The 12346-nt window shown below is 66.1% G+C and carries 11 protein-coding genes; 2 read left to right on the forward strand and 9 right to left on the reverse strand.

The genetic code is table 11. The features are described from left to right. Positions 1-44: 44 nt before the first annotated feature. From AC5P7X_RS11915 to AC5P7X_RS11935, 5 genes are all read right to left on the reverse strand, one after another. Positions 45-806 carry a heme ABC transporter ATP-binding protein gene (locus tag AC5P7X_RS11915; protein WP_495214878.1) on the reverse strand — a complete coding sequence of 254 codons (762 nt, stop codon included), beginning with the start codon at positions 804-806 and terminating at the stop codon, positions 45-47. After that, a complete protein-coding gene (locus tag AC5P7X_RS11920; protein WP_072166990.1) occupies positions 803-1846 on the reverse strand; it encodes a FecCD family ABC transporter permease in 1044 nt (347 codons plus the stop codon). The genes AC5P7X_RS11915 and AC5P7X_RS11920 overlap by 4 nt, the downstream gene beginning before the upstream one ends. Then, positions 1843-2889, reverse strand: a complete 1047-nt coding sequence (locus AC5P7X_RS11925) for a heme/hemin ABC transporter substrate-binding protein (RefSeq protein ID WP_372486370.1) — start codon at positions 2887-2889, stop codon at positions 1843-1845. Before AC5P7X_RS11925 ends, AC5P7X_RS11920 begins: the two co-directional genes overlap by 4 nt. A gap of 51 nt (positions 2890-2940) precedes the next feature. After that, positions 2941-4317, reverse strand: a complete 1377-nt coding sequence (locus tag AC5P7X_RS11930) for a YncE family protein (protein WP_372486369.1) — start codon at positions 4315-4317, stop codon at positions 2941-2943. Between the two features lie 122 nt (positions 4318-4439). After that, positions 4440-5468 carry an alpha/beta hydrolase gene (locus AC5P7X_RS11935; protein ID WP_495214880.1) on the reverse strand — a complete coding sequence of 343 codons (1029 nt, stop codon included), beginning with the start codon at positions 5466-5468 and terminating at the stop codon, positions 4440-4442. Positions 5469-5789: 321 nt separating this feature from the next. On the opposite strand from AC5P7X_RS11935, the gene AC5P7X_RS11940 reads away from it, so the two are divergent. Next, positions 5790-6164 (forward strand): hypothetical protein, encoded by a 375-nt coding sequence (locus AC5P7X_RS11940; protein ID WP_495214906.1) that lies wholly within the window; start codon positions 5790-5792, stop codon positions 6162-6164. 73 nt (positions 6165-6237) lie between these two features. Here AC5P7X_RS11940 and AC5P7X_RS11945 read toward each other — a convergent pair whose 3' ends face one another. Continuing rightward, on the reverse strand, positions 6238-6609 hold the full coding sequence (locus AC5P7X_RS11945) for a DUF805 domain-containing protein (protein WP_026346975.1): 372 nt from the start codon (positions 6607-6609) through the stop codon (positions 6238-6240). Positions 6610-6724: 115 nt separating this feature from the next. Continuing rightward, the gene (locus AC5P7X_RS11950) at positions 6725-8002 is read right to left on the reverse strand and encodes a replication-associated recombination protein A (protein WP_227836677.1); all 1278 of its coding nucleotides are present in this window, start codon (positions 8000-8002) and stop codon (positions 6725-6727) included. 362 nt (positions 8003-8364) lie between these two features. Here AC5P7X_RS11950 and AC5P7X_RS11955 point away from each other — a divergent pair, with 362 nt between their 5' ends. After that, positions 8365-9537 (forward strand): hypothetical protein, encoded by a 1173-nt coding sequence (locus AC5P7X_RS11955; protein WP_495214881.1) that lies wholly within the window; start codon positions 8365-8367, stop codon positions 9535-9537. Between the two features lie 91 nt (positions 9538-9628). Here AC5P7X_RS11955 and lolA read toward each other — a convergent pair whose 3' ends face one another. Both lolA and AC5P7X_RS11965 read right to left on the reverse strand, forming a co-directional pair. Further along, complete coding sequence (gene lolA / locus AC5P7X_RS11960; protein WP_206620603.1) at positions 9629-10267, reverse strand: outer membrane lipoprotein periplasmic chaperone LolA; 639 nt, start codon at positions 10265-10267, stop codon at positions 9629-9631. Positions 10268-10378: 111 nt separating this feature from the next. Beyond that, positions 10379-12322 carry a DUF3857 domain-containing protein gene (locus AC5P7X_RS11965; RefSeq protein WP_257243986.1) on the reverse strand — a complete coding sequence of 648 codons (1944 nt, stop codon included), beginning with the start codon at positions 12320-12322 and terminating at the stop codon, positions 10379-10381. Positions 12323-12346 lie beyond the last annotated feature (24 nt).

The raw sequence follows: 12346 nt of genomic DNA on the forward strand, positions 1-12346 counted from the left end.
AACGAAGCCTCCATGATACCCGGAGCAACCTGGCGGACGTTCGCTCAGGTCACCACCACCAGCGGCACCCCACGACGCGGATGCTCCAGCACCACTACATCCTGCTGGTACACGCGCTGCAGGTTGTCCTCGGTCAACACCTGCAATGGCGTTCCGTCGGCCGCCACGCCACCCTGCTCCAGCAGCACGATACGGTCGGCATAGCCGGCCGCCAGATTCAGGTCATGCAGTACCACGATCACGCACGCACCGGCTTGTGCACAGGCACGCACACTGCGCAGCGTGCGCTCCTGATGGCGCAGATCCAGCGCAGCAGTAGGCTCATCCAGCAGCAGCAATGGCGTGTCCTGTGCCAGCACGCGCGCGAACGTGGTCCGGGCGGACTCACCGCCGGACAGCTGCTGCACCTCGCGCAGGCGCAGGGCCTGCAATTCGACGGCATCGATGGCAGCTTCCACCTGCGCGTCGTCCACACGCGGATCCGGCGGATGCGGCAATCGCCCCATCGCCACCACCTCTTCGACGCTGAAGGCAAAACGCACGCCGTGCTCCTGCGGCATCACCGCGCGCTCGCGCGCCAGCGGCCCCGCCTTGTAACTGGCCAGCGGCCTGCCCAACAGGCTCACCTCGCCCGCATCGGCGCGCAGGTCGCCGGCCGCGACCGCCAACAGCGTGGACTTGCCCGCACCGTTCGGGCCCACCAGCGCGGTCACCGTACCCGACTCGAACGCCAAGGAAATGCCGTGCAGGATCTCACGTTGCTGGCGGCGCACCACCACCTCGTGCAGCTTCAACAGCACACTCATGGCACCGCCTTGCGGCGCTGCTGCAGCACCAGCCAGAGGAAGAACGGCGCACCCAGCGCCGCCGAGAACAGGCCCAGCGGAATCTCCGCGGGCGGATCCAGCGTGCGCGCCGCGGTATCCGCCACTACGATCAGCACTGCACCCAGCAGGCCGGACAACGGCAGCAACCAGCGATGGCCGGGACCCACCAGCAGGCGCGCCACGTGCGGCACCACCAGGCCGACGAAGCTGATCGAGCCCGCAAACGCCACCGCCGCCCCGACCAGCAGCGCGCTGAACGCCACCAGTCGACGCCGCGTGCGGGTCACATCCAGCCCCAGATGCTGGGCCTGGCGCTCGCCCAGCGCCAGCATGTCCAGCGGCGTTGCCAATCGTTGCAACGCGAACACGCCAATCGCAAACAGCGGCACCACCGCCACCACATCGGCCCAGTTGGCACGTGCCAGCGAGCCCATCTGCCAGAACACCAGCGACTGCAGTTCGCTTTCGCTTGCGATATAGGTGAGAAAACCGATCAGCGCCGAACAGAACGCCGCCATCGCGATACCGACCAGCAGCAGCGTCGCATTGCCACTGCCCTTGCCCGGCCGCGCCAGCGCATAGGTCAGGCCGATGGCCAGGGCGCCACCGACGAAGGCGGCAACCGGCACCAGCCAACCGGCGGCACCGGCAGCGCCGAGAACAATGGCAGCCACTGCACCCAGCGCAGCACCCTGGCTGACACCGACGATGCCGGGGTCGGCCAACGGATTGCCGAACAGGCCCTGCAGGCTGGCACCGGCCATCGCCAACGACGCACCGACCATCGCGCCCAGCAGGGCACGCGGAATACGCAGCTGCCAGACCACCGCCAGATCGCGGCTGCTGACCGCCTGCGGATCAAGCAGGCCCAGCTTCACCGCCAGCGCCTGCATCACCTCCAGCGGTGGCAACCGCAGCGGGCCCACGGCGAACGACGCCAGCACCGCCCCCAGCAGGGCCAGCAAGGCCACCATCAACATCGCCCGCCCGCGACGGCGGCGCCGATCCGCCGGACTCATGCCTTCGGCAACGCTGCCAGGGCCTTGGCCAGCGCCAGCGCGCCCGCACCAGAACCCACGCTGGTGTACTTCAGCTGCACATCCGGCATCACCCAGACCCGGTTGGCCTGCCCGGCCGGGGTCTGCTTCAGCGTCGGGTACGCCTTCCACAGGCCATCGGCACCGCCGAACAGCTGCAGGTCGTGCTCGGTCACCAGGATCACTTCCGGTGCCGCCGCGACCACGCCCTCGTTGCTCAGCTGCGAGTAGTTCTTCACCCCGGCCTCGGTGCCGATGTTGATGCCGCCGGCCAGGGCGATCAGCTGCGCCGAGGCGCTGTCGGCACCCGCAACGGTGGGCGAGCCGCCAGCGCCGGTCGCCGATACGTGGATCAGTCGTGGCGCATGGCCCAGGCCCTTGCCAATCGCTGCAGCCTCGTCGAGCTGGCGCTGCACCTGCGTGGCCAGTGTTTGCCCCGCTTCGGCCAGCCCTAGTGCCGCAGCGACCTTGCGCACCTTGTCCGGCGCCGGCTGCAGGTCATCGATGACCACCGCCGGCTCGCCCACCTCGCGCAGCTTTTTCGCCAGCTCGGTGTGGCGGCGCAGGCTGTTGCCGAGGAACAGCGAGCCCTGCAGGCTCAGCACGCCTTCCACGCCCGTGGTGCGGTTGAACAGGAACTGGTGCGGGGCAGCCAGGCCGGCCTGGGTGGTGGTGTTGGTTGGCGCAGCGAATACCTGCTTGCCCAGTCCCAGCGCCTCGATCACCGCGATGACGTCGTCACCACCGGCAATGATCCGGCTGGTGTCGGACACTTCAATGTCAGCACCGTCATCGGAATGCACTTTGGCCGGCAGCACGGCCCTCTGTTCATGCACCGCTGGCATCTCGGCACCGGCCACGCGCTGCCAGCCTGCCGGCAACGCGGTTTCGGCAGCAGCTGTTGCGGCAGGCGGCTCGGCAGTCTTGTGGTCATCAGACGGCGTTGACGAGCCACTGCAGGCGGCCAGCGCCAGCGAAACAGCCAACGGAAGCGCACACGGGCGCAGACGGGACGCGATGTTCATGGACGTTCTCCTTGCTGGCAGGGCGACGCGCACGCCGCCCTGCCCTGTGACTTACTGCTTCGGGGTGATGCGGGTGATGCGATCACCCTTCGGATCTTCGGCGCCACGTGACTTGTTCACCGCGAACACGTTGCCCTTGCCGTCGGCACGCACATGGTTCGGAAGGGTGCCGCCATCGAGGTTGGCCACCACCTTGCCGTCGCCGTTCACCACCGTGACCGTACCGGCGCCACGATTGCTGACATAGGCCAGGCCGGAGGCATCATCGAAGGCGACGTTCAGCGCGCCGGCGCCGACCGGCACGTCATGCAGCACCTTGCCGGATGCCACATCGACGATCAGCAGGTTGTCGGTGCCCTGCGAGGCCACGTACAGGCGGTTGCGTGCTGCGTCGAAGGCCACGCCAGAGGCGCTGATCGAATTGCCCAGGTCGATGATCTTGTCGACCTTGCCGCTGGCCACATCGATCACCGCCGCTTCCGGCGTGCCGATGCTGACGGTGAACAGCTTGCCGCCCTTCTCGTCCAGCACCAGGCTCATCGGGGTGAACTTGCCATCATCCACGCCGGACTCCAGCGTCACCTGCGGCAGTTCCTTGAACGTCTTCGCATCGAACACCGACAGGTGGTCCTCACCCGTGGCCGAAGCGAACACCTTGCCGTGGGTGCCGTCGACCACCACGTCGCGCGCATGCGGCACGGTGTCGACGGGGAACTGGTGGACCAGCGAGAGGTCCTTCTGGCGGTACACCGCAATCGAGTTCTGCCGGGTATTGGTGACCCAGACATTGCCATTGGCGTCATCCACGCCCACACCGTAGACCGCATAGACCGCGCCGTTGGTGCTGCCCGGCACCTGCGCCGGGGTGATCGCCTTGATCACCTTCAGCGACTTCGGATCCAGCTTCAGCAACTGCGACTGGGTCACCGGCGGACGGCCCACCGCCGAGGTCACGAACACGGCATTGCTGGCGGCGCTGTAAGCGGACTGATACAGCCCCGGCACCAGCTTGTTGGACTGGGTGGCGAACTGCGCCTGGCCGGACAGCGGCAGTTGCGGCGACACGCGCAGCTTCAGCACCGTGGCCGCAGCCGGCTGGCTGGCGCGCACCACCACCGGGTGGGTGCCCGGCACCGCATCGGCCGGAATGCTCAGCTGGATCTTGAAGTTGCCGTCGGCATCGACCACCAGCGGCTGCGTGTTGAGCACGCTATCGCCACGCAGCAGGCTGACCTTCTGGCCCGGCACGAAGCCACGACCAACCACATCGGCAGTGCTGCCGGGGACCACGTTCTCACCGCGCGAGACGACCTCACCCTTGAAGGTGGCGTTGGCCGGCTGATCGAACACCGGCTGGGCGCTGGCGGTCACCGCCAGCAGCAGACCGGCGGCGAGAGAGGTAAGGCGGAAAGACGGATGGAACGACATGGCAGGCTCCTTGCACACGTAGGCCGCGCCACGTGGCGCGGGATTCATCGGTTGCCTGGGCCGCTGCACGCCGGCAGCCTCGCCTGGGTAGTGGGGTCGCACGGCATGGCGCGCGAAGGCATTCATTCGGCGGCGCTGTCCCCGCCATTGGGCGCGCCATCGCCGGCGCTGCGGTCGGACACGCCATACAGTTCATGCAGCGCAGCGTGGAACGATGCCGGCAGCATCGGGCCGTGGCCGAGGCCATCGAACTCGCGGTACTGCACGCTCAGGCCCGGCACCTTGCCCAGCCGCTCGGACAACTGCATCGCCGCATCCGGGGTGGCGCCACTGATCCGGCGCAGGTGCGCAACCACGCGCGGGTTGCTCATATCGCGCTTGCCGCGATCACCGACGCGCTCGGCGCCGCCCAGCATCAGCCAGAGCTTGGCCGGCTGGCCGTGCACGTTCTGCACGAACTGCTGCTCCGGATCACCCAGCGCCGCGCCCTGGCTCCACCACAGCGACGGACTGGCTGCCAGATAGGACTGGAACGCGGCAGGTCGCGTGTACAGCGCATTGAGCACGAACAACCCGCCCAGCGAATGGCCCCACAGCGCCTGCTGCCGCGTATCGATGCGTGCGCGACGCTCGACTTCCGGCTTGATGCGGCGCTCGATCACATCCAGGAAAGCCGCAGCGCCGCCGCCGACGGCCTGGGTCGTGCCGCTCTCGTCGTCGGCACGGTCGATCCACGCGGTGTAGTCGCGGGTACGCGCCCTGGAATCGATGCGCAGGTCGTTGTCGTAGCCGATCAGCACCAGTACCGGCGGTGCCTTACGCGCGGCCAGCTCGGCCAGCAGCGGCTGGTCCAGCACCATGGCCACGGCATTGCCATCAAGCGCGTACAGCACCGGGGATGGGGTCTTGTCGGCCCTGGCCGGAATCGCCAGGTTCACCCGCCAACGGCGCTGCTGGTCCGGGCTGTCCACCACGAAACGTTCAAAGCGATAGCTGGCCGCCGGCTCGTCCAGCACGGTGTGGCCGATCTTCTGCAGCGGATTGCGCTGCTGCGCATTGGCGTAAGGAGTGGCCAGGAGCAGACCCATCATCATGGCAGCCAGGCCGCGGGCCAATGGGCCACGGCGCGAAGGCAGGACGAAAAGCTTCATCAGTGGCGGCAGGAGCGGCCCAAGGCCGCCGGTTCTCAGGGGACCGCAGTCTACCTTAAACGCGAATGATTATCACATCGATCAAACGTCACGCTGTGTATCACGCGCGCGATGCGTTCATTTTCCCGGTTGCGCCGGAAACACCGGATCCACTATTTTGCCTGGCAGCGGGGCGCAGGAGCGCCCTTCCCTCGCAGGGCTGCGGATGGATGGGCAATCGAGCCGCCGGCCGTGCCCTGTCCTTTGCCAAACCCATCCACGCATGGCGTGGATCTACTGACCACCATCCACGGGAATGAATCCCGTGACTGCGAGAACACCTTGAAGCGCACCGCCTTGATCGCCCTTTCCCTCGGCCTGATTGCACCGCTGGCCGCCCATGCCGCACAGGATCTGCCAACGCTCTACCAGGCCTTTGAAGAGGCCGGCAATTCGTCTCTCGGCATGGACGAACTCAACCAGACGGTGACATTCACTGCCGTGGCCCTGGGTGTCTCCAGCAACCTGGCGGGCGAGCCGCTGATCGAGGCCGGCGACGACCAGGGCAATGTCCTGGCCCGGCTGACCAGCGACGACGAACAGCAGGCGGCCAAGCTGGGCGCACTGGAAGAAGGCGCGACTTTCACCGCAAGCTGCACGCTGCAGTTCAGCTCGGGAACGGAATACCTGTCCTTCGGCGACTGCAGCATCAAGTAAGAAGGAAGCCGGCGAAACGCCGGCTTCGTTTTCCCGCCCTGTAGAAGTCGAGCCATGCTCGACTCACGCAGTCTCACGGCCCCGCAGGCACCGGGCCGTAGACGTTCTCCTGCGGTGTGCCCGGCAGCAGCGCGAACACGAAGATCACCAGGCCACCGAACGGAACAAAGGCCAGCAGGTACATCCAGCCCGACTGGTTGCAGTCGTGCAGGCGGCGCACGGTGACGGCGATGACCGGCACGAACGTGGCCAGCCAGAACACGACGAACAGGATGATCGACGCGATGCCCAGCACGTCGGACTGCATCACCAGCCCGGCGATGAGCGGCACCATCAGCACGGCGGAGACGATCAACAGGAACAGCTGGAACATCCAGTACTCGCGACGGTTGGCACGACCCTCGAACTGGGCATAACGCTTCAACGGCAGAATCATTTCCTGCACGGCATCAATCCATTACCCCTGTAGAGCCGAGCCATGCTCGGCTGCTGTTCCAGGAGGTACCTGCAAGCCCGTGCAAGAGTGGAGTCGAGCATGGCTCGACGCTGCATAAGCCGGCTCAGCGGCCCTTCGCGGCCCTCGCCGCCTCACGTTCGGCGCGCAGCCGATCAAGCTTTTCCTTCAGCTTGATCTCCAGGCCCCGCGGCACCGGGTTGTAGTACACCCGTTCGCCCATCGCGTCCGGAAAACCGGTCTGGTCCAGCGCGATGCCTCCTTCGGCATCGTGGTCGTACTGGTACTCGGCGCCGTAGCCCAGTTCCTTCATCAGCTTGGTCGGCGCATTGCGCAGGTGCAGAGGCACTTCTTCGGTACCGCTCTGGCGCACGTCGGCCTTGGCCTGGTTGAACGCGGCGTAGCCCGCGTTCGACTTGGCGGTGCTGGCCAGGTACAGCACCAACTGGGCGAACGCGAGCTCGCCTTCCGGGCTGCCCAGCCGCTCGTAGATGTCCCAGGCTTCCAGCGCCATGCTCTGCGCGCGCGGATCGGCCAGGCCGATGTCCTCGATCGCCATGCGGGTCAGTCGACGTGCCAGGTAGGATGGATCGCAACCGCCATCGAGCATGCGGGTCAGCCAGTACAGCGCGGCATCCGGATTGGAACTGCGTACCGACTTGTGCAGCGCTGAGATCTGGTCGTAGAACTGCTCGCCGCCCTTGTCGAAGCGGCGGGTACGATCGGCCAGCACCTGGGTCAGGGTCTGCGGCGTGATGCGACCGCCCTCCCCACCCGCCAGTTCGGCGGCGATTTCAAGAAGGGTCAGTGCGCGGCGCACGTCACCATCAGCGGCAGTGGCGATTTCCAGCAGCAGCTCGGGCGCAACCTCGATACCCTCCTCGCCCAGGCCGCGTTCGCGGTCGCCCAGCGCGCGTTCCAGCGCCTCGACGATATCGGTTGGCGATACCGCTTCCAGCACATGTACGCGGCAACGCGACAGCAGCGCCGAGTTCAGCTCGAACGACGGATTCTCGGTGGTGGCACCGACGAACAGGATCGTGCCGCGCTCGATGTGCGGCAGGAAGGCATCCTGCTGCGCCTTGTTGAAGCGATGCACCTCGTCCACGAACAGCACGGTGCGCCGGCCCTCGGCGAACCGTTGCGCAGCCTCGGCCAGCACCTGGCGCACTTCCGGCAAGCCGGACAGCACGGCGGAGATGGCACGGAACTCGGCATCGGAGTACTCGGCCAGCAGCAGTGACAGCGTGGTCTTGCCGCAGCCCGGCGGGCCCCACAGGATCATCGAATGCACGCGCCCGGATTCGACCGCGCGACGCAGCGCGCTGTCCGGCGCCAGCAGGCGCTTCTGCCCGACCATTTCGTCGAGGGTGCGCGGGCGCATGCGCTCGGCCAGCGGGCGCAGATGTTCCCGATCAACGCTCAGCAGATCGGGGCCGGGGAAGGAAGTTGAACGATGTCTTGCCACCCGCTCATTGTACCGCGAGAGCGTACCAGCCAAGGTTGGCACCCACCAGGGCGACGGGCCCGTGCATTGGTAGCGCCGGGCCATGCCCGGCGGATCAGGCCGCAGGGATCGGTAGTGCCGGCCGCTGGCCGGCAGCCTAGCAAGGTGTCGGAAATGAGCCGAAGCTGCCGCGGCCAATTCATCGGTAAGCCACTGATTCACATGTGGCGTTCCTTCCCGGGGGTGGTGCACCTCATCAGTAGCGGAGAATTTGGAACTCAACCATTCAGGACCCACTCATGAGAGATCCCGAATCCAATCTCCTTGAGTTCATTGCTGGCTGCGCTGTCGACGAGGACATCTACTATCTGGCTGCCGCCCTTGGCCCCGGGCATGACTACTACGACCCGGATCCAGGCCCACCCACCCGCATGTTCGTCTTTGGCCGCACCCCCAAAGAGGAGTGGTTCTACCATGACCTGCAGGACTTCCAGGTCATGTCCACAGAGCTTGTCCCAGAGGAAGAAGGCGGTCGCCCCCGTCGGGTGCTTGCCCTGGATTTCCATGGGCAGCTGGAAGATTATTCCCGTGCTGGGGCAACGATCGAGTACGTCTCGGCTGAAGGCGCCGACTTCCCCGGAGGTCTTACCTGTTTGCGACTGCTGGGCGACGACCTTTTCTGCGGGGGCACAAGAGGACAGATCCATCATCGCGGCGAAGGCGGATGGCAGCAGCTGCCAACCCAATTCGCGACTGCCTTGTGCGAGGAGGACGACGACGAGTCGGAACTGGATGACTTCGACAGGTGGCTCGACTATTTCAGCCGCCTGCTCGAACTCGGCGATGTCCCCGCACTTCCTCAAGATCCGATGGAACGCGACGCAGAGCTCCGCAGGAGATTCGCCGATTGGCGCGCATACATGACCGATATCCGGGAGGATGGAGGATTCAACCAGTTACTTGCTGAGTTCCACGTGGGGAGCGTGAACGACCTCTGCGGAACGGGCTTTGCTGACCTCTACGCAATCGGCTCCCAAGGCCTTATTGCGCACTGGGATGGCTCGAGCTGGACCGCGCCCGAACAAGTCACTACTGCGGAGCTGTTTCATGCTTGCAGGACCCACCAGGGCCGACTCGTCTTTGTAGGCATGGACGGCACCATCGTTACGGGCGACATCTCCACTGGATTCGAGTGCTTGCACCACGACGTCAGCGAAGGCATCAACTTCAACTCTGTGTGCCAGTACAAGCAACAGGTTTACATCGGCTCGGAGAATGGCGGCCTCTACGTCTACAGTCTAGAAACCGGCGTAGTTGAACCCTTGCTGGAAGGCATCCCCGAAGAACTGAGAGATGCAACGATTGTTGATATCAGTTCCGTCGGTAGCGTGCTGTGGGTGCTGACGCCCTGGGACCTGATTCGATTTGATGGCACCGCGTGGCGGGTGATCGTTCATCCGGACAACGGATGAGCCGGCCGCTGGCCGGCAGATCCCAAGCGTGCCAACCAACGGTTGACACCCACCGGAGCAGGTAGCGCCGGGTCATGCCCGGCATCCTCGGTCAATTACCGATGACGTCCGTGCCCTTCGGCGGGGTGAAGCTGAAGGTGCCGGCAGCAAAGCCTGGATTGCGCTTCCAGCCACTGAAGCTGATCACGGTGCGCTGTCCGACCGCGTCGGTGATCTCCATCTTGGCCAGGCCCTGTGCATTGAAGCCCAGCGCGGCGTACTGGAAGCTGGCTTCGGTCTCGCGCTTCGGCGACAGCGACAGCCACTGCAGGCCATCACGCTGCGCAGCCTCTTCACTGACGTCGTACTGCTGTTCCAGCAGCGCCGGGTTGATCAGCGCAGTCAGCGGGCTGTTCTGCTCTTCCTTGCCCTGCTCGCGCACGGTGACCTGCTCCAGGTCCGGCTCGTACATCCAGACCTTCCTGCCGTCAGCCACGATCAGCTGATCGTGCGGGCGCACGTATTCCCAGCGGAACAGGCGCGGCGCCGACAGGGCCACGCGGCCACTGGTCGATTCCTTCACCTTGCCGCGGCTGTCGAACACCTGCTGGCTGAACTGGCCATCCAGGCCCTTCAGGCCACTGGTGAAAGTCTTCAGGTCATCGCGGGCACCGGCCCAGGCACTGCCGGCAGCGGCACAGGCGACGGCCAGGGTAGTCGTGGCAAGGAAACGGCGGAAGCGGAAGTTCATGCGGAAATCCTGTGGGCGCGGGCGCCAGGAAAGGTGGTTGCCAGTGTGCCCGGGGGAAGATGAATGGGCGATCAGGGCGACATTATGCCGCCCTGATCGTCCATCGGCGATTCAGCCGCCAGATGCCGGCAGCTTGCCGTACAGCACCTGGCCGCGGAAGCCGCGACGCACTTCGCGGTACAGCGCGCGGAACGCCGGATAGTCCTGCGGCTGGCACAGCGCCTCGGGGCCACGCACCGCGTTCTGCTGCAAGCGGTGGTGCACGATCACCTCCTGGCCCTCGCGGCTCCAGTCCACCCGGTATTCGCCAGCGGCATTGGTAAAGCGCTGGCTGGCCGGAATGGCGATGATCGGCGCATTGGCCGGGAACTGCAGGCGATAGGTTTCCTCGCGCAGGCTGGCATTGCAGTAGAACGGCGTCTCGTTGGCCGGCGCCGAGGCGGTGGCGTACAAGCCACGCACCGACTCGCCACCCGGCGGGTCCGGCACGGCCATGCCACCGGCCACGCTGAAGTCGGCGTAGTCCTCGGCCTGGAAGGCCATGCGGTAGCCGAACGGCCGGGTCAGGTCGACCGGTACGCCCTGGATCTGCAGCTGCCCTCGCCCATCGAAACCTGAGGCGGCCATGATCTGCTCCTCAGCGCGCGCACGGTTCTGCGCGTTGAGCTGTGAGAACTGCGCGCGCATGCCGATCTCGGCGTTCTCGCCCAGCTTCGGAATCGTTTCGCCGCGCAGGTTGCCGTTGGCATCAAACGTAAAACGCACTTCCATCGACGTCGCATTGCGCTCCGGCGTATTGGCCGGGGTACGCGCCAGCGTAGCGTCGCGGGTACGCATCACCGGCGCACCCAGGTCACCTTCCGGCAGCTGCCCGAAGCGTGCCCACGCGGTGGTCGAATCCAGGTAAAGATCAAACTCGGGGATATAGGTGATGGCGTGGTTGAAGCGGCCCAGCACCGGAATCTTCGGCAGCGTCGGGCCGCCCCCCGCACCGATCAGCACCGGCGAGCTGGCGATACCCTTGGCCGCCAGCAGCGCCTCGAGGATCGTCACGTGGTCCTTGCAGTCACCATAGTGATTGTCGAGGATGCTCTGCGCGCTGTTCGGCTCCAGGCCGCCGTTGCCCAGGTACACCGCCACATAGCGGATGTTCTGCGCGACCCAGCGATACAGCGCATCAGCCTGTTCGCGGCGGTCGCTGATGCCGGCGGTGATCTCATCAGCGAGCGCCTGCAGCGCCGGGGTCACCTGGGCCGCCGGGCCCGCCTTGAGCTGGTAGGCGCGCCCCATCTGCGACCAGTCACGATACGTGCTGGCCATGATGTTCGGGCCGAACTCCCAGCCCGCCGCCGACCAGTTCTGCGCCGGCATCGCCTCGCGGCGCTGGTAGCGCCAGCGCCATTGCGCCTGGCCATTCTTCACTGTCGGCCGGTCACTGCCCTGCACGCCGCGGCTGTCCACGAACATCGGCAGGTGGGCCGGCGCACTCAGGGTGACCTCGGCGTCCTCGTACTCGGTGAAGACGTTGAAGGTCTCCCACAGGCCGAAATAGCCCGGGAAGTACGGCGTAGCCTGGGTGCGACGCACCTGGTAGTACAGGCGCGTGCCCGGGGCCAGGTTCGGGAACACGATCACCCGCACCTTGCGGTCGGCATACATCGCCGCCGAGGCGCTGGAGTAGCTTTCCTGGGTGTAGATGCGGTCGGCCGGCACGTCGCGGCGCTGGCCGTCGGCGGTGATGGTGTAGGCGCCAAGCACCTCCAGCGTTTCCATCTTCTCGCTGTAGCTCAGCCGCACCTGGCTGAACTGCTCGACCGAGGCCTTGGTCTTGAGCAGGACCTCGTAGGTTTCGGTCTGCACATTGCCCGCATCCGGCCGGACCTGGTAGTCGGCGCGGTAACGGACAATGCTGAAATTATTGCTGGCTTCGGTATCGCCGCTGGTGGAAGGCGGCGCCGTGGCGGGCGCGGAGGTGGCGGTTTCTGCCAGTGCCGGGCCGGCAGCCATAAGGGCAGCCAGCGCCAGCGCCAGCGCGCTTGGTACGGGGTGAAGCATGCGTCGGTTCCTTGGACGTCGTGG

This window comes from Stenotrophomonas sp. YJH_SMC_53 (genome assembly GCF_059369995.1).